This is a genomic window from Methylobacterium brachiatum, from assembly GCF_020523825.1.
Classification (GTDB): domain Bacteria; phylum Pseudomonadota; class Alphaproteobacteria; order Rhizobiales; family Beijerinckiaceae; genus Methylobacterium; species Methylobacterium brachiatum.
Genome location: NZ_JAJALK010000018.1, coordinates 24,070 through 41,491 on the forward strand (window position 1 = coordinate 24,070; position 17,422 = coordinate 41,491).

Below are 17,422 nucleotides of genomic sequence, written 5' to 3' on the forward strand. Positions count from 1 at the left end.
CCGGCCGCCCGAACCCCCTGCCCGCGCCAGACGGCGCCGCGCCGGCCTTCCCGTCCGAAGGAACCGCCGACCATCGACGCGCCGCTCCGCCCCCTCCCCGGCCGGTCCCTGCCGCGCGACGTCCGCGCCCGCGGCGTGACGGCGGTCCTCGGACCGACCAACACCGGCAAGACGCATCTCGCGATCGAGCGGATGCTCGTGCACCCGACCGGCATGATCGGGCTGCCCCTGCGGCTGCTCGCCCGGGAGGTCTACCTGCGCGTGGTCGCCAAGGTCGGGCCCGAAAAGGTCGCCCTCGTGACCGGGGAAGAAAAAATCAAGCCGGATCGGCCGCGCTACTGGATCTGCACGATCGAGGCGATGCCGCGCGACCTCGACGTGGCCTACGTCGCCATCGACGAGATCCAGCTCGCCGCCGACATGGACCGCGGCCACGTCTTCACCGATCGCCTCCTCTACGTGCGGGGCCGGGAGGAGACGCTGCTGATCGGCTCCTCGACCATGCTGCCGCTGGTCCAGGGGCTGATCCCGAACGTCCACACCACGACGCGGCCGCGCCTGTCCAAGTTGAGCTTCGCGGGCGAGAAGCGGCTGTCGCGCCTGCCCCGGCGCACCGCGATCGTGGCCTTCTCGGCCGAGGAGGTCTACGCGATCGCCGAGCTGATCCGGCGCCAGCGCGGGGGCGCGGCGGTCGTGCTGGGCGCCCTCTCGCCTCGCACCCGCAACGCCCAGGTCGAGATGTACCAGGCGGGCGACGTGGATTACCTCGTGGCCACCGACGCGGTCGGCATGGGGCTCAATCTCGACGTCGACCACGTCGCCTTCGCGGCGAACTGGAAGTACGACGGCACCCGGTTCCGCAAGCTGACCCCCGCCGAGATGGGCCAGATCGCCGGGCGCGCCGGGCGCCACCTCGCCGACGGGACCTTCGGCTCCACGGGCCGCTGCCCGCCCTTCGAGCCCGAGATGGTCGAGCGGCTGGAGAATCACGACTTCGATCCGCTGCGCATCCTGCAATGGCGCAACCCGGATCTCAGCTTCGGGACCCTGGAAGCGCTTCAGGCGAGCCTCGACGAGCACCCGCGCGAATCCGGCCTCACCCGCGCGCCGATGGGGCAGGACCAGCAGGCCCTCGAGATCCTGATGCGCGAGGACGACATCCGCGACATGGCGCGGAGCCAGTCCACGGTGCGGCGGCTCTGGGACGTCTGCGGGGTGCCCGACTACCGCAAGGTCCACCCGCAGGTGCATGCCGACCTCGTGGCGCAGCTCTACCGCTTCCTCATGAAGGGCATGGCCGGACGCATCCCCGACACGTGGTTCGCCGAGCAGATGGCGATGATCGACCGCACCGACGGCGACATCGATACGCTGTCCCGGCGGATCGCCCAGGGACGCACCTGGACCTTCGTGGCCAACCGCCCCGATTGGCTGCGCGACCCTGAACATTGGCAGGGCGAGACACGTCGGGTAGAGGACAGGCTGTCAGACGCCCTGCACGAACGCCTCGCGAGCCGCTTCGTCGACCGGCGCACAAGCGTCCTGATGCGGCGCCTGAGAGAGAACACGATGCTCGAAGCCCAAATTTCCGCCGACGGTGACGTCACCGTCGAGGGTCAGCATGTCGGTCACCTGCATGGATTCTTATTCGTCCCGGATGCGAGCGCTGAGGGGCACGAGGCCAAGACTCTGAGGAGCGCCGCCGAGAAGGCGCTCTCCGGGGAGATCGAGGCCCGGGCCGACCGCTTCGCGGCGACGGCCGATTCCACGCTCGTGCTCGCGCATGACGGGATGATTCGCTGGACCGGCGCCCCGGTGGCGAAGCTGACCCCCGGTGAGAAGCTGTTCGCGCCGCAGATTCGCCTCCTCGCCGATGACAGCCTGACCGGCGCGCATCGCGAGAAGGTCGAAGCGCGCCTCGATGCCTGGCTGAAGGCCATGATCGTGCGCCTGCTCGGCCCGCTGATGGAGCTCGAGACCGCGGGCGACCTCACCGGCCTCGCCAAGGGCATCGGCTATCAGGTGGTCGAGGCCCTGGGCGTGCTGGAGCGCTCCAAGGTCGCTCAGGAGATGCGCAGCCTCGACCAGGAGGGGCGCGGAGCGCTCCGCCGGCACGGGGTGCGCTTCGGCGCCTACCACATCTTCCTGCCGGCCCTGCTGAAGCCGGCGCCGCGGACGCTGGCGGCCCAGCTCTGGGCCCTGCGCAACGGCGGGCTCGACCAGCGCGGCCTCGACGAGATCGCCCACTTGGCCGGTTCCGGCCGGACCTCGATCAAGGTCGATCGCGAGATCGCCAAGGGGCTCTACCGGGCGGCCGGCTTCCGCGTCAGCGGCGAGCGGGCGGTGCGGGTCGACATCCTGGAGCGGTTGGCCGACCTGATTCGCCCGGCGATCGCCTATCGCCCCGGCACGACGCCGGGCGCCCCGCCGGACGGCACGGCCGACGGCGACGCGTTCGTCGCCACGGTCGGCATGACCTCGCTGGTCGGCTGCTCGGGCGAGGATTTCGCCTCGATCCTGAAGTCCCTGGGCTACACGCTGGAGGCTCGTCCCGGCCCGGCCATCACGGTGCCTCTGGTGCCCGCCGCCGCGACCGCCCCCGCCGTGGTCACCCCGCCGTCGGGCGAGGCGGAGACGACGGGCCACGAATCAGCGGGCGAGGCCGGCGCCGACGAGGCGGATGCCGTCGCTCAGGCCGCGGACGCCTCCGGCGATGCGGTTTCGGCTGCCGACAGCCCGGACGCCGCTGAGAGCACCGAGCCGGCCGTCTCGGCCGAATCCAGCCCGGAGGCCGAAGGTGCCGCCACCCCCGAAGCCCCGGCGGAGGCCGAGCCCGTCGCGGCGGCTGCCGAAGCCGAGCCTGTGCCGGAAGAGGCTCCGGCCGAGGCTGCGCAGGCTGCCGAAGCAACCGAGGACGCATCCGAGGCGGGTACGCCTCCGTCCGCCGAAACGGCTGCCGCGAACGCGTCGGAAGCGACCGAGGCTGCGCCCGCCGGTGCCGAGGGCGAGGCCCCGGCGGAGCAGGTCCTGATCGAGGTCTGGCGCCTGCAGCGTCACCAGCGTCCGGCCAATCCCCGGCCGCAGAACCGTCCGCGCGGGGCGGGTCGTGGGCGCGACGGTGGCCAGCCGGGTCAGCACCAGGGTCCGGGTCGCCCGGAAGGCGCGCGACCCGAGCAGCGGCGTGCCGAGGGCGGCGATCGCCCCGGCAACGAGGGCGGTCCGCGTACCGGACGCGATCGGGGTCCCCGTCGGGACCGTTTCGAGGGCGGCCGGCCGGAGCGCCGGGACGACCAGCGCAACGCCGAGCAGCGTCATGCGGCGCCGCGGCCCGACCAGCGTCCGCCCCGGCGCGAGCGGGCTCCCGACCCCGATTCGCCGTTTGCCAAGCTGGCCGCGCTGAAGGCGCAGCTCGAAGCCGGCGACGGCGGGAAGCGCTGACGCGCCCGCATGCGGGAGGGTCGGCAGCGGCTCGACAAATGGCTGTGGTTCGCGCGCTTCGCGCGGACCCGATCCCTGGCCGCGCGCCTGTCCGAGGACGGTTTCGTGCGGGTGAACGGAACCCGGGCCGAGAACCCGGCCAAGGGCATCGTGATCGGGGATGTCGTGACGGTGGCCGCCCCGCACGCGACCCTGGCGGTGCGCGTGCGCGGCCTCGGCGAGCGACGGGGGCCGGCCCCGGAGGCGCGGCTTCTCTACGAGGACCTCGCCGGCATCCCGATCGCGGTCGACCCGTCCGAGTGATGAGCCGGCGCCACAGCGGCCGGTCGAGGACCCGATCGCGGGCGCCCTGGGACACCGGCGCGCTTGTCAGCCCGGAAGGCAGGGTCTAGAGCCATCGGCTTCCGAAAGACCCGGTTCGACGCCGGGTTTTGCGGCGCACGATCGCAGCGCCACCGGGGCGTGCGGGCCTTCGAGGCTCCGCCCGGGCAGACCAGAATTTTTAGGACGAAGACAGCCGATGACCTACGTCGTCACCGACAACTGCATCAAGTGCAAGTACATGGACTGCGTCGAGGTGTGTCCGGTGGACTGCTTCTACGAGGGCGAGAACATGCTCGTCATCCATCCGGATGAGTGCATCGATTGCGGCGTCTGCGAGCCGGAATGCCCCGCCGAGGCGATCAAGCCCGACACGGAATCGAATCTGGAGACGTGGCTCAAGCTCAACGCCGACTACGCGAAGAGCTGGCCCAACATCACCCAGAAGAAGGACGCTCCGGCCGACGCCAAGGAGTGGGACGGCGTCGCCGGCAAGCTCGAGGCGCATTTCTCGGCCAACCCCGGCTCCGGCGACTAGAACCGGCTGCAGGGCTGGTCGTCGATGCGGCGCCGGGGCTTTAAATGCCGCCGTGACGCTGCACAAACTGGATAACGGATCGCCTCACGATGTTGCGATCTGTCGTCGGGTTACCCGGTCCCTGTCGATCGCGATCCAAACCGTTCACGACGTGCGTCCTGCGAAGCCCTGGGCCGCAGGCATGTCATTCCTCTCCGGCCGAGCCGGTGTAAAACTCTTTCGAGGCGACGCCCGGACCGCGCGCGCTTCTTCAGGGATGCTTTGATCTGTGCGCTGGATTGTGATACACAATCCGCCTGCCGTCGCTCGCGCCAGACGTGCTCCCTCCGGCCGAAACGCCTTTCGCTTTCGTGAATTAGGAGTGGTGGCACGCGAACGACCGCCGAGGGTGACTTCGGCGGATGTTCCGGTGTTTGCACGGTCGCGCCGGGGAACGCCCGGGTGCTCGTCCTCCGGGGCGGGTCATCCCGGGAACGGCGAGGCAAACCGGGTATCCCGCCCGGAAGAACACGGTTTTGCGCGGCGCGGAGCGTCGCGCGCCAGTGGAGGCCCTTCTCGCATGACCACAGCCAAGAAGACGACGACCGCAGGCCGGCAAGGCTTCAAGACCGGTGAGGCCGTCGTATATCCGGCCCACGGCGTCGGTCGCATCACCGCGATCGAGGAGCAAGAGATCGCGGGTTACAAGCTTGAGCTGTTCGTCGTCTCGTTCGAGAAGGACAAGATGGTCCTGCGCGTCCCGACCGCGAAGGCCAACTCCGTCGGCATGCGCAAGCTCGCCGAGCCGGATCTGGTGAAGAAGGCCCTGGACGTGCTGACCGGCCGCGCCCGGATCAAGCGGACCATGTGGTCGCGCCGGGCCCAGGAATACGAGGCGAAGATCAATTCGGGCGATCTGCTCGCGGTCACCGAGGTGGTGCGCGACCTGTTCCGCTCGGAGGCTCAGCCCGAGCAGTCCTACTCGGAGCGTCAGCTCTACGAGGCTGCCCTCGACCGGATCGTGCGCGAGATCTCCTCGGTCAACCGCATCACCGAGACCGAGGCGCTGAAGCTCATCGAGCAGAGCCTGGCGAAGTCGCCGCGCCGCGCCAAGAGCGAGGCCGAGCCGGAGGCGGAAGCCGAGGGTGAAGGCGACGACATCCAGGAAGTGGCCGCCTGAGGCGTCCATCCCTTCGAGACGTTGCAAAGCCCGGCCCCGGTGGCCGGGTTTTTTTATGCCCTCGCGCCGGGCGCGATCGATCGTGGCCGAACCAGCCGGCGCCTTTTCCACACCGCTTCGGAGGGTCGGGGACTGGACGGCGGGGCGCCGAAACCCATGTCATCCGGACGGAACACGAAAACGTGGCCGTCCGGCTGTCGCACTGCGAAGGGATGCGGCGGAACTTTCGCGTTTTGCCTTCCGTTGTCGGTTGCCTGGCGCCGCCGTTCGGTGACGCCCTGCGGGTTGGACGCTCCGTTCGGCGCCGCAACAGCACTCGGCAACAAGAGGCAGGCGGGATGGCTGATATCGCTGGAATTCGTCGGCAGTTCATTCGGACTGCCATGGAGGCGCCCTTCCTGGCACGGGAAGAAGAGCGCGGCCTCGCCGTCCGCTGGAAGGACAACCGCGACGAGCGGGCGCTGCACCGCCTGATTTCAGCCCATATGCGCCTCGTCATCGCCCTGGCGGGGCGTTTTCGTCACTACGGCCTGCCGATGGCCGACCTCGTGCAAGAGGGGCATGTCGGCTTGATGGAAGCCGCCGCGCGCTTCGAGCCGGAGCGGGATGTCCGGTTCTCGACCTACGCGACGTGGTGGATCCGCGCCTCGATCCAGGATTACATCCTGCGCAACTGGTCGATCGTGCGCGGGGGCACGTCCTCGGCCCAGAAGGCTTTGTTCTTCAATCTGCGCCGGCTGCGCGCTCGGCTGATGCAATCCACCGAGGAGCATGTCGGCGACGAGATCCACCGCCGCATCGCGACCGCCATCGGCGTCTCGCGCGACGACGTGGCGCTGATGGATGCCCGCCTCTCCGGCCCCGACATGTCGCTGAACGCGCCGGTCGGTGAGGACAACGACGCGTCCTCCGAGCGGATGGACTTTTTGGTCGACGGCGCCGCGCTGCCGGACGAGACCGTGAGTGCCACGGTCGACGGCGAGCGACGCCTCAGCTGGCTGCAGCAGGCGCTCACGGTGCTGTCCGAGCGCGAGTTGCGGATCCTGCGCGAGCGCCGCCTCGCCGAGGATCAGGCGACCCTGGAGGCCCTGGGCCAGCGCCTCGGCATCTCGAAGGAGCGCGTCCGCCAGATCGAGAACCGCGCCCTGGAAAAGCTCCGCCGCGCCCTGGCCGACCGCTTCCCCGCTGCCACCGGCAGCCCGCATATCGGCTGAACGTTCCGCGAGACGGTTCGATCGTTCCAACAAGCCCGGCCTCACAGGCCGGGCTTTTCGCGTTCCTGGCAGGAGCAACCCGCTCGGCAGACGCGTCCCCCAGGTCGCCCTACGCCCCCTGGATCGCAGCCCCCTGCCGCTCCCGCCGGCGCCTGCGGCGGCCGGGCTCGGGGGTGGCGTCGAGCCAGATCACCAGCGCCAGGGCAATGAGCGCCGGCACGCCGAGGGCCAGGAACGCGCCGGTCCAGCCGAACAGCCCGTAGGAGAGGCCGCCGTACCAGCCCGACAGGGCGCCGCCGACGCCCTGCACCGCGTTGACGCTGCCGAGCGCCGTCTGGGTGCGTCCGGAGCCCCAGGTCAGGTCGGCGACGACCACCGGCACCGCCACCCCGACGATGCCCGAGGCGACGCCGTCCAGGATTTCCGCGCTGATGAGCCAGACCGGATCGTCGATCAGGCCCGACAGCAGAGCCCGCACCGGCAACACCGCGAACGCCACCATCAGGAGCTGGCGCCGTCCGCGCCGATCCGCCAGGGAGCCGGCGAACAGGGCCACCGGCACCATCACGAGCTGCGCCACCATGACGTAGCGGGCGGTCCAGGTCGTGGCATCGGCGGCGGTGGCGACGAGCTTCTGACCGAGCAGGGACAGCATGCCGCCGTTGCCGAGGTTGAACAGCGTCAGCGCCACGGTGAGAACCAGCAGGCGCCGGTTGCCGAGAACCTGACGGATGCCGCTGCGCTGCGGCTCCTCGTCCTCGCCCTCCTTCCAGCCCACGGCGCGGCGCCGGTTCCAGGCGCCGGCCGGCGTCGTCAGCGTCGCGACGATCGCGGCGACCGCCATGCCGCCCAGCACCCAGAAGGCGATGGCCGGGCCGAACGTGCCGGTGCCGAGGCTGATGCCACCGGCGGCGACCAGGATGCCGACATGGTTGAACGCCTGGTTGCGGCCCTGCTGCTTGGGAAACCCGTCCTTGCCGACGATCCCCAGGGTCAGCGCCGCGACGGCCGGCAGCAGCAGCGTGCCGCCGGCGGCGGCCAGCAGCTGCGCCACGAGCACCGCGGGGAAGCTGCGCGCCGGCAGGAGCAGAAGCGTGCCCGCCAGGATCGCCGCGCAGGCCAACGCCACCAGCAGGCGCGGACGCGGGAAGCGATCGACCAGGGCCCCGAACGGGCCGCTCAGGAACAGCGTCCCGATTCCCACCAGGGTGATGACGAAGCCGACCCGCGCCGGACTCCAAGAGGCCGCCTGCGCCAGCCAGGTGCCCAGGAACGGGCCGAGCCCTCCCTGGATGTCCCCGGTGAACAGGTTGATCAAAGCGAGATGTGCGGTGGGACTCATGCGATCCAGGTCTGGCGGCGGGCCCCGCACCTGAACGTCGTCCCGCGTACGGTCAAGCCCGGCTCGGCTCGGCCGCACCCGCCGTCACGGATCCGCCGGCCCGTACGACATCAGCCCATCGCCGAACGACCAGTTCTCGGGAGCCACCTCGACCAAGTTGACCAGCACGTTGGCCGGCTTCACGCCCGGCTCGCGTGCGAGGTTGCGGGCGATGGCGGCGTAGAGCGCGCGCTTCTGGGCAGTGGTCCGCGTGGCGTTGGCGGTGATCTGGATGGCGACAAGGTCGTCGCTGCGATGAATGCCGAGATAGTCCGGCCCGTAGTGGAAGTTCGCCGCCTGGTGCTCATGCACGAAGGCGAACAGGTCGCCCTCCGCTACGGCGAAGGTCTCGCGCAGGGCCGCGTAGACGCCCTCCACGAGGGTGTTGCGGTCTGCCGGAGGCGTGCCGGCACGCAGGGAAATGCGGATGATGGGCATCGACGTCTACCGCGCTCAGAGACTGCGCAGGGCCGCGAGGCCGGGGGCGGCGAGATGCGCGACCTCGGTGCCGGACTCTGCATCGACGCGGTCGGCCTCCAGCGTGAAGCGCGTCAGCCGCCACGTGGCGGGGTCGAGGCCGACCAGAGTGGCCAGGACACCCGGGTGCCCGGCGATGTCCCGTCCCCGGACCTGCTCGGTCTCTCGCAAGCGGGCGAGATCCTCGTCGGGGCCGATCTGCCGCGTCTCCTCGGACAGGGTGAGCGTGGTCGCGGCGGCGCCGAGCGTCACGGTGAACGGAAGCCAGGTCTCAACCTGTGGCCGGCCGAAACCGTCGATCACGGCCTGGAAGCCCGGCCCGGAGAGGAAATCGGCGGCGGCACCGGCGTCGCGCCAGAGATAGAAGGAACTGTAGGCGTTCGCCGCCGCTCCGCGCACACGCTCCTCGACGGTGACGGCCTTGAAGATGAGGCCCGGTATCGCGTCCCAGGCGGGCGCCCGTTCGGCCACCCGCGCACGAATTCGGTCCATCGGATAATCTGCCGGCAAGCGATGCCGGTAACGGGCCACGAGCATCGTCCCCTCCTGGGTTGCAGCGGGACGATTGCAGGGGGCAGCCATATGAGCCAGATATCGTGGGCTATATCTCTCATAACGGATGCTTGTGATGGTGCCCCGCCCCCTCGATCTCGACGGCGTGCTGGCCTTCGTGCGGGTGGTCGATCTGGGCAGCTTCACCCGGGCGGCCGAAGCCCTCGACACCTCACAGGCGGCGATCAGCCTCCGGCTCAAGCGGTTGGAAGATCGGCTCGGGGCGCGCCTGCTCGACCGGACGCCCCGGCACGTGGCCACGACCCGGAAGGGTGAGCTGTTCCTGTCGGCGGCCCGGCGGCTGCTGGAGGCGCATGAGAGCGCCCTGTCGGAGATCGCGGGCGATGTCCCGGCGCGGCTCTGCCTGGGGATCAGCGATCATATCGCCGGTCCGAACCTGCCGGCCCTGCTCCGGCGTCTCGGCCTCGACACGGCGGGTCTGATCACCGAGGTGCGGATCGTCCCCTCACGGGACCTCGCTTCCGCCTTCGAGTCCCCGGGCGAGGGCGGTTACGATGCGGTGCTGCTGCGGACCGAGGAGATGCCCGAGCGTGGCGGGACCGTCCTGGCGCAGGAGCGTCTGGGCTGGTTCGCGGCACCGGACTTCCCGGCCCCTCCGCCGGGCGAGCCCCTGCGGCTCGCGGGCCTGTCGGGGCCGTGCAACGTCCGGGCGGCGGCGGCCCGTACCCTCGACGCCGCCGGGCTGCCCTGGACGGAGGTGTTCGTCGGCGGCGGCGTGCTCGCGGTCGGCGCCGCGGTCACGGCGGGCCTCGCCATCGCCGCCCTGGCACCGAGTACCGTGCCACCGGGCGCCGTGGAGGTCGGGGCGCGGCTGGGCCTGCCCGAATTGCCGCTCACCTGGATCGAGCTGCGGTCCCGGCATCTGACCGGGCGACCCGCGGAGGCGCTGCGCACGCTGGCGGCGGCCTATCGGGGTCCCGGCGGCCGCTGACGGGCGCGCCGGGACAGTCTCTAAGCCTTAGGAGGCGAGGGGGCCGCTGGCGCCCTGCGCTTCCATGGCCTTCTGGCGGTAGAGCGCGACGAAATCGATCGGGTCGATGTAGAGCGGCGGGAAGCCGCCGTTGCGCACCGCCTCGGCCACGATCTGGCGGGCGAACGGGAACAGCAGGCGCGGGCACTCGATCATGACGGCGGGATGCAGCTGGTCGGCCGGGATGTTGACCATCCGGAAGACGCCCGCATACTTCACGTCGAACGCGAACAGCACTTCGTTCTGGATCTTCGCATCGCCTTCCAGCGTCAGCTCGACCTCGAAATCGGTATCCGAGAGCTGCTGCGCGGTGACGTTGACCTGAATGCTGATCTGCGGGCCCTGGCCTTCCTTGGGCTGGAGCGAGCGCGGCGCGTTCGGGTTCTCGAAGGACAGGTCCTTCGTGTACTGCGCCAGCGCGTTGATCGTCGGCGCGTCGCCCTGCGGCATGCCGCCGCCGTTGCCGTTGGCTGCCGGGGAGTCGGCCATGCGGATCATCCTTCTCGATCGGCCGGCACGGCCGGCCCGGGTTGTCGCGGCAGGAGCCGCTGAACGGCGCCGCGGAGCGGCCCGGAAGGCAGCGCCGCTAACACGCGCGCCGAGCACGGACAAGCAGCAGGCTGGCGTGGCGCTGGCGGCGGCGGTGTCCGACCCCCATATCGGTTGACGCATGGGGATCGCGGCGTTCCGCACCGGTATAACCGGCTCGCTCCTTGCGCGTTGGTCAGTTATGAGTCGCCTAGACCCGCGAGCGCTTTGCCGGCGCCGCACCGCGCACGACCTCGGCAAGGGGCACGAGGTCCCGCCGCGGCCACCATCGGATCGGTGATGCAGGACAGCTTCGACGTTACGACGATCATCTTCCTCGCGCTCGCAGTCTTCGTGATCTGGCGCCTGCGCTCGGTTCTCGGCCAGAAGACCGGCGCGGAGCGCTCGCCGTTCAAGCCGGTGGATCGAAGCCGCACCGAGCCGCAGGCCCGCTCCGAGGGCGACAATGTCGTGCGCCTGCCCGGCGCCGACCGGGTCCAGGCCGCGCCGTCCCCGGCCGCCGCGACGGCGCGCGACTGGCGGGGCATCGCGGAGCCTGGCTCCGAGATCGCCCGCGGCCTCGAGGCGGCGGTGCAGGCGGAGCCCGGGTTCGACCCGCGCGCCTTCATCGAGGGGGCCAAGGCGGCCTACGAGACGATCATGATCGCTTTCGCCAAGGGCGACCGGAAGACCCTGCGGGGGCTCCTCTCCAAAGAGGTCGGCGAGGCGTTCGAGCGGGCGATCACCGAGCGTGAGCGCAACCGGCAGACGCTGGAGACCACCTTCGTGTCGATCGACAAGGCCGAGATCGTCGCCATCGAGGTGCGCAACCGCGTGGCGCAGATCACCGTGCGCTTCCTCTCGAACCTCATCACCGCCACCCGGAACGCCGAGGGCAAGGTCATCGATGGCAGCGCCGAGACCGTGGTCGAGGTACCGGATGTCTGGACCTTCGCGCGCACCCTCGGCTCGCGCGATCCGAACTGGCAACTCGTGGCCACCGAGGCCGGCGCCTGATTTCGTGATTCCGTTGCCGTGCCCAACCTGCGTGCCCGGTCCGGACGGCTCCCGACCGCCCTCTTCGCGACGCTCTTAGCCGGCTCGGCACTGGCCGCCCCCGCCGAGATCGGCGGCGCGGTCCTGACCCCCGTTCCGTTCGAGGCCCTGCCGGGTTTTCCCGGCCCCGATCCTGCCGCGGCGCTCGAAGCGTTCCGGCGGGTCTGCGCGGCGCCGACGCCGCCCACACCGCAGCCCGCTGGCGTGACCGGCGATCCGGCAGCCCTGTCGGCGGCCTGCGCTGCGGCAGCGGATGTCGCGCCTGAAGCGGCAGAGGCGTTCTTCCGGCAGCGGTTCGACGCCTTCCGGGTGGTCCGGCCGGCGGCCGAGCGGCCTGGCTTCCTGACGGGCTATTTCGAGCCGGAACTCGAAGGCGCGCTGAGCCAGGGACCGGATTTCCCGACCCCGGTGCTCGCCAGGCCCTCGGATCTCGTCTCGCTCGCGCCCGGCGAGACCCGGCCCGGCCTCGACCCGGCCCTGCGGGCGGCGCGCGCCACCGGGGAGGGGTTTGCGCCCTACCCCGACAGGGCAGCCATCGAGGATGGAGCTTTGGGCGCGCAGGCGCGGCCGATCCTGTGGCTGCGCGACGCCGTCGATCTCTTGGTGCTGCAGGTCCAGGGCTCGGGCCGCGTCCGCCTGCCCGACGGGCGGGCTGTCCGCGTGCTCTACGACGGGCGCAACGGCCAGCCCTACACGGCGGTGGCCAAGCTGATCGTGCAGGAAGGCCACCTGCCGCTGGAGGGTCTGACGCTCGCCCGCTGGACGACATGGCTGCGCGCGCATCCGGAGACCGCCCGGCGCCTGATCCGCGCCAATGCCTCCTACATCTTCTTCCGTATCGCCCCGGTGGAGGATCCGGCGCTCGGCCCGCCGGGCACCGCCAACGCGCCGCTGACGCCCGGGCGCAGCCTCGCGGTGGATGGCGGCCTGTGGCGCTACGGCCTGCCGTTCTGGCTCGTCGGGCAACTCCCCGGTGCCGCGCCGGGCGAGGCCGGGCGCCTGGTGATCGCCGCCGATACCGGATCGGCGATCGTCGGGCCGGCCCGGGGCGACCTGTTCGTCGGAACCGGGGCGCAGGCCGGGATCGCGGCCGGAAACCTGCGCGACGCCGTCGGCTTCGTGGTGCTGCTGCCCAAGCCCGCACCAGGGGTCGCGCCGTGAGGCCGCCGCGCCGCACGCGCCGGCTGAGCGCCGGGGAGGCGAGGCTCTGGAGCGAGATCGCCAAGCTGGTGACGCCGCTGGCCGGCCGGGCGACGCTGCCGCCCGAGGCGCCGCCGGCACCCACCGCGACCATGCCGCCGCTGGCGGCGCCGATCCTGAAACCGTCGGCGAGTCCGGTTGCCAAGAAGCCCCGGCCGAAGCCGCCGCCCAAGCCGTCGGCGCCCCCTGCCCTCAAGGTCACCGCCGCGCCCTATCAGGCGCCGCCGCAGAGCCATGCGCCGCCATCGGGACTGGAGCGGCAGGCCAAGGTCGGGTTGCGCCGGGGGCGGCTCGCAGTCGAAGCGCGGATCGACCTGCACGGCATGGTCCAGGCCGAAGCTTATGCTGCGCTGACCGGATTCCTCCTGAGGTGCCGGGCGGCGGGGCATGCCTACGTGCTGGTGGTCACCGGCAAGGGCGGGGCGGACAAGGGCGGCTCGGCCTATCCCGACGCCTTCGCCGAGCGGGGGGTGCTCCGGCGCAGCGTGCCGCATTGGCTGCGCGGTGCCGAGCTACGCGGCATCGTGCTGGGCTTCGAGGAGGCGGCCCGGCATCACGGCGGCGGCGGCGCGCTCTACGTCAGACTTCGCAGACGTTGACCGCCGGCCTTCGGAGCGGGGCGTCAAACCGCGACGGGTGCTCACCGTTGCGGTTCTGGTCGAAGGTGTCGATATCCAGACCTCACGCATGGTCCCACGAAAAAGTCCCGAAGAAAAATGCCGGAGCTTCCCGAGGTCGAGACGGTGCGGCGCGGCCTGGTGCCCGCGATGGTCGGTGCCCGGTTCAGCCGGGTCACCCTGCGGCGGCCGAATCTGCGCTTCCCGTTCCCGGAGCGATTCGCGGCGCGGCTGGAGGGGCGCACCGTCACCGATCTCGCCCGCCGTGCGAAGTATCTCACCGCCGGGCTCGATTCGGGCGAGACGTTGATCATGCATCTCGGCATGAGCGGCCGGTTCGACGTCGCCCTGCCGGACGGCCGCAACCTGTCGCCCGGGGATTTCTATCTGGAGGGGGCGCAGGGCACGCCCAAGCACGACCACGTCGTAATGGCGATGAGCACCGGCGCCACCATCACCTACAACGATGCCCGCCGCTTCGGCTTCATGGACCTCGTCCCGAGCGAGACCCTGGCGAGCAGCCGCCACTTCGCCCGGATGGGGGTCGAGCCCCTCGACGGGCTGACCGGGGCGGTGATCGCCGGCCTGTTCGGCCACAAGATCGCGCCGCTCAAGGCCGCGCTCCTCGACCAGCGCCTGATCGCGGGCCTGGGCAACATCTATGTCTGCGAGGCCCTGCACCGGGCCCGGCTCCACCCGGAGACCCCCGCCGGCCTCCTGGTCAAGCCCGACGGGCGGCCGACGCCCAAGGCCAACGCGCTGGCCAAGGCGATCGTGCAGGTGCTGGAGGAGGCCGTGAAGGCCGGCGGCTCGACCCTGCGCGACTACGCCCACACCGACGGCACCGCCGGGGCGTTCCAGCACGCGTTCCGGGTCTACGACCGGGTCGGCGAGCCCTGCCGCCACCCGGGCTGCCGTGGCTCGGTGACCCGGATCGTGCAGGCGAACCGCTCGACCTTCTTCTGCGCGACCTGCCAGCCGCCGGTCTGATCGGGCCGCTCTCGCACCGCAGAACGGCAATTTCGCCACAAACCCGGCTAGGGTCGCGGATCTCGACGCGCGCATCCGGTTGCGGGCAGCCAGTCCCGGCCCGCGGCGCGAGACGGGTCGCGCGGGCCTGACGCGTCGTCCCGGGTCTCGGATCCGGGACGACGCGTCAGGTCGCTGGTTTTGCATCATTGTCTTCCCGAGAGCCGGCGCCCGGCGCTCGGGATGATGCTCGTGACAGGAACGCGATGTTCTTCCGCCGCTCAAAGACGCCCGCGCCCGAGACCATCGCGCAGGATCCGACGGACGGCCCCGCCCTGCCGCAGCGCCTGTCGCCGCGCTCCCCGGGCGAGGCGATCAAGCCGACCGCCGCCCCGCCCCCGCCGGAGAAGCCGGTGCGCGAGCGCAGCGGCCTCGTCGGCATCATCAGCGGCGCCCTCACCTTCGCGGTGGTGATCGCCATCGCGGCGATGATCGGGATCACGCTGTTCCAGCGCCAGGTTCGCGAGCCGGGACCGCTCGCCACCGACAAGGTCGTGGTGATCCCGCCCCACAGCGGCACCGGCGAGATCGCCGAGACCCTGAAGCGCGAGGGCGTGATCGACCATACCGGCCTGTTCGAGTTCGCCGCCCGCTTCGGCGGCCGGCCGGCGCTCCGGGCCGGGGAGTACATGTTCAAGGCGCATGCGAGCATCGCCGACGCCCTCGACACGGTCACCACCGGCCGGCAGGTGCAGCACGCGATCACCTTCCCGGAGGGCCTGACCTCCGAGCAGATCGTCACGCGGCTCAACGACAACGACATCCTCACCGGCGAGATCAACGAGATCCCCCCGGAGGGCTCGCTCCTGCCCGACACCTACAAGTTCGAGCGCGGCGCCACCCGCCAGCAGATCGTCAACCTGATGCGGGCCAAGCAGCGCGAGGTGCTGAACCAGATCTGGCTCCGGCGCAGCGCCGACGTGCCGGTGCGGACCCCGGCCGAGATGGTCACCCTGGCCTCGATCGTCGAGAAGGAGACCGGCCGGGCCGACGAGCGGCCCCGGGTGGCGGGCGTGTTCATCAACCGCCTGAACAAGCGGATGAAGCTGCAATCCGACCCGACCATCGTGTACGGGCTGGTGGGCGGGCGCGGCACCCTCGGGCGCGGCATCCTGCGCTCCGAGATCGAGCGCCCGACCCCGTACAACACCTACGCGATCGAGGGCCTGCCCCCGGGGCCGATCGCCAATCCCGGCCGGGCCGCCCTGGAGGCGGTGGCCAACCCGTCCCGGACCAAGGACCTGTACTTCGTCGCCGACGGCAGCGGCGGCCACGCCTTCGCCGACTCGCTCGAAGGCCACCAGCGCAACGTCGCCCGCTGGCGCGCGGTCGAGAAGAGCCGCCAGGCACCGCCGGACGCGGTCGACAAGGTCGAGCCCGGCCCCGATCCGAGCGTCCCCGGCCGCGCCTCGGCCTTCGCCCCGGGCGGCGCTCCGGGAACCAGCACGCCCAACACCAACGCGGCCTTCGCCCTCGACAGCGGCACGCCGGGCACCCGCGCCTTCGACGCCTCCGAGGGCACGCGCCTCGATCCGCTGAAGAACCGCAGCTACGATCTGGGCTCGCCCAAGACCGTGCCAGCGTTGGCCGACCCGACGCCGGCCCCGCGCGGGCGGCGATAGACGCGCGTTGCAGAGCAGCCAGCGCTACCGAACGGGCTTCCCAACCGCACCCTCATCCTGAGGTGGCGTAGCGAAGCGAAGCCCTCGAAGGAGACTTCCAGCTAGCCGCGGGATCTCTGGAGGGCTCCTTCGAGGCCCGGCGATCTGCGATCGTCGACCGCCTCATCCTGCGGTGAGAGAGTGGGATACGCGCCATAGGGCGGCCCACAGCGCTCTCCGTCAGTGCGAGCGCAGCGAAGCAACCCAGGGCAGAGCGCGATCGCAAAACGGCGCGCATCACCGGATTGCTCCGCTCGCGAGGACCGCGTGGTGATCGGACTCCAGCGCACCACCCCTTCCCCCCGGGGCGATCCGTGCTACAGGCCCGGATCTTCACGAGGACGGGGGTCGACATGGCCCAGATCGCAAGCATGACCGGCTTCGCCCGGGCGGCGGGCACCACCGGGGCGGTGCAATGGGCCTGGGAGGTCCGGAGCGTCAACGGGCGCGGCCTCGACGTGCGCATCCGCGTGCCGGCGGGCTATGATGGGCTCGGCGAGACCGCGCGCACCGCCCTGCAGAAGACCCTGTCGCGGGGCCAGTGCCAGCTGACCCTGACGCTGACCAAGCCGGAGCAGGCCGCCCGGGTGCGGATCAACGAGGGCCTGCTGGCGAGCCTCGCCCAGGCGGTCGCCCGGGTGCCGGTGCCCGAGGGCGTCGCACCGGCCACGATGGACGGGCTGCTCGGCGTGCGCGGGGTGATCGAGGTCGAGGACGAGGCGGGGGCCGAGACCGAGACCTTCGCGCGGGATCTCGCCGAGGGCGTGGTCCGGGTGGTGGCCGACCTGGTCGAGGCCCGCCGGGCCGAGGGGCGTCAGCTCGCCGAGGTCGTCACCGCGCAGGTCGACCGGATCGCCGCGCTGACCCAGGCGGCCGAGGACAACCCGGCGCGCAAGCCCGAGGCGGTGCGTGCCCGGCTGGCCGCCGCCATCGAGGCGTTGGGCGTGACCGATCTGGACCCGGACCGCCTGCACCAGGAGGCGATGCTGCTCGCCGGCAAGGCCGATGTGCGCGAGGAGCTGGACCGGCTGCACGCCCATGTCGCCAGCGCCCGCGAGCTGCTCGCCGCCGGCGGCGCGATCGGCCGGCGCCTGGATTTCCTGGCCCAGGAATTCGGCCGCGAGGCCAACACCCTGTGCGCCAAGGCCAACGACATCAGCCTGTCGCGGATCGGGCTCGACCTCAAGGCCGTGGTCGAGCAGTTCCGCGAGCAGGTCCAGAACATCGAATGAATCCTTGGGACCCCCACATGCGACACGC

16 protein-coding genes are annotated in these 17,422 nt (G+C 71.3%); 12 read left to right on the forward strand and 4 right to left on the reverse strand.

What is annotated here, in order from left to right; all coding sequences use genetic code 11:
* The first annotated feature begins 135 nt into the window (after nucleotides 1-135).
* The 5 genes from LGR69_RS26805 to LGR69_RS26825 all read left to right on the forward strand — a co-directional run bounded on the left by LGR69_RS26805 (nucleotide 136) and on the right by LGR69_RS26825 (nucleotide 6,670).
* Nucleotides 136-3,438, forward strand: a complete 3,303-nt coding sequence (locus LGR69_RS26805; RefSeq protein WP_370881415.1) for a helicase-related protein — start codon at nucleotides 136-138, stop codon at nucleotides 3,436-3,438.
* Between the two features lie 9 nt (nucleotides 3,439-3,447).
* The gene (locus LGR69_RS26810; RefSeq protein WP_122162114.1) at nucleotides 3,448-3,741 is read left to right on the forward strand and encodes an RNA-binding S4 domain-containing protein; all 294 of its coding nucleotides are present in this window, start codon (nucleotides 3,448-3,450) and stop codon (nucleotides 3,739-3,741) included.
* A gap of 217 nt (nucleotides 3,742-3,958) precedes the next feature.
* Nucleotides 3,959-4,297, forward strand: coding sequence for a ferredoxin FdxA (fdxA, locus tag LGR69_RS26815; protein ID WP_007559660.1), 339 nt, complete (start codon nucleotides 3,959-3,961; stop codon nucleotides 4,295-4,297).
* 559 nt (nucleotides 4,298-4,856) lie between these two features.
* A complete protein-coding gene (locus tag LGR69_RS26820; RefSeq protein ID WP_007559661.1) occupies nucleotides 4,857-5,456 on the forward strand; it encodes a CarD family transcriptional regulator in 600 nt (199 codons plus the stop codon).
* Between the two features lie 338 nt (nucleotides 5,457-5,794).
* Entirely contained in the window at nucleotides 5,795-6,670 is an 876-nt protein-coding gene (locus LGR69_RS26825; RefSeq protein WP_007559662.1) for an RNA polymerase factor sigma-32, read from the forward strand.
* Nucleotides 6,671-6,779: 109 nt separating this feature from the next.
* Here the strand turns inward: LGR69_RS26825 and LGR69_RS26830 are convergent, their stop codons facing one another.
* From LGR69_RS26830 to LGR69_RS26840, 3 genes are all read right to left on the reverse strand, one after another.
* Nucleotides 6,780-8,012, reverse strand: a complete 1,233-nt coding sequence (locus tag LGR69_RS26830; protein WP_230367958.1) for an MFS transporter — start codon at nucleotides 8,010-8,012, stop codon at nucleotides 6,780-6,782.
* 84 nt (nucleotides 8,013-8,096) lie between these two features.
* Nucleotides 8,097-8,489, reverse strand: a complete 393-nt coding sequence (locus LGR69_RS26835; RefSeq protein WP_230367959.1) for a tautomerase family protein — start codon at nucleotides 8,487-8,489, stop codon at nucleotides 8,097-8,099.
* Between the two features lie 15 nt (nucleotides 8,490-8,504).
* On the reverse strand, nucleotides 8,505-9,110 hold the full coding sequence (locus tag LGR69_RS26840) for a DUF4865 family protein (protein WP_328505094.1): 606 nt from the start codon (nucleotides 9,108-9,110) through the stop codon (nucleotides 8,505-8,507).
* Nucleotides 9,111-9,156: 46 nt separating this feature from the next.
* On the opposite strand from LGR69_RS26840, the gene LGR69_RS26845 reads away from it, so the two are divergent.
* Nucleotides 9,157-10,032, forward strand: a complete 876-nt coding sequence (locus tag LGR69_RS26845; RefSeq protein ID WP_230367961.1) for a LysR family transcriptional regulator — start codon at nucleotides 9,157-9,159, stop codon at nucleotides 10,030-10,032.
* Nucleotides 10,033-10,059: 27 nt separating this feature from the next.
* Here LGR69_RS26845 and secB read toward each other — a convergent pair whose 3' ends face one another.
* Nucleotides 10,060-10,560 carry a protein-export chaperone SecB gene (secB, locus tag LGR69_RS26850; protein ID WP_007559667.1) on the reverse strand — a complete coding sequence of 167 codons (501 nt, stop codon included), beginning with the start codon at nucleotides 10,558-10,560 and terminating at the stop codon, nucleotides 10,060-10,062.
* 339 nt (nucleotides 10,561-10,899) lie between these two features.
* Here secB and LGR69_RS26855 point away from each other — a divergent pair, with 339 nt between their 5' ends.
* The 6 genes from LGR69_RS26855 (at nucleotide 10,900) to LGR69_RS26880 (ending at nucleotide 17,394) form a co-directional block, all read left to right on the forward strand.
* Nucleotides 10,900-11,616 carry a Tim44/TimA family putative adaptor protein gene (locus tag LGR69_RS26855; RefSeq protein ID WP_091858210.1) on the forward strand — a complete coding sequence of 239 codons (717 nt, stop codon included), beginning with the start codon at nucleotides 10,900-10,902 and terminating at the stop codon, nucleotides 11,614-11,616.
* An 18-nt stretch (nucleotides 11,617-11,634) separates the two neighbouring features.
* Nucleotides 11,635-12,816 (forward strand): murein transglycosylase A, encoded by a 1,182-nt coding sequence (gene mltA, locus LGR69_RS26860; protein WP_230367962.1) that lies wholly within the window; start codon nucleotides 11,635-11,637, stop codon nucleotides 12,814-12,816.
* Nucleotides 12,813-13,454, forward strand: coding sequence for a Smr/MutS family protein (locus LGR69_RS26865; RefSeq protein ID WP_230367963.1), 642 nt, complete (start codon nucleotides 12,813-12,815; stop codon nucleotides 13,452-13,454). The genes mltA and LGR69_RS26865 overlap by 4 nt, the downstream gene beginning before the upstream one ends.
* A 117-nt stretch (nucleotides 13,455-13,571) precedes the next feature.
* The gene (mutM, locus tag LGR69_RS26870; protein WP_230367964.1) at nucleotides 13,572-14,462 is read left to right on the forward strand and encodes a bifunctional DNA-formamidopyrimidine glycosylase/DNA-(apurinic or apyrimidinic site) lyase; all 891 of its coding nucleotides are present in this window, start codon (nucleotides 13,572-13,574) and stop codon (nucleotides 14,460-14,462) included.
* Between the two features lie 245 nt (nucleotides 14,463-14,707).
* A complete protein-coding gene (gene mltG, locus LGR69_RS26875; RefSeq protein WP_122162107.1) occupies nucleotides 14,708-16,123 on the forward strand; it encodes an endolytic transglycosylase MltG in 1,416 nt (471 codons plus the stop codon).
* 392 nt (nucleotides 16,124-16,515) lie between these two features.
* Complete coding sequence (locus LGR69_RS26880; protein WP_230367965.1) at nucleotides 16,516-17,394, forward strand: YicC/YloC family endoribonuclease; 879 nt, start codon at nucleotides 16,516-16,518, stop codon at nucleotides 17,392-17,394.
* Nucleotides 17,395-17,422 lie beyond the last annotated feature (28 nt).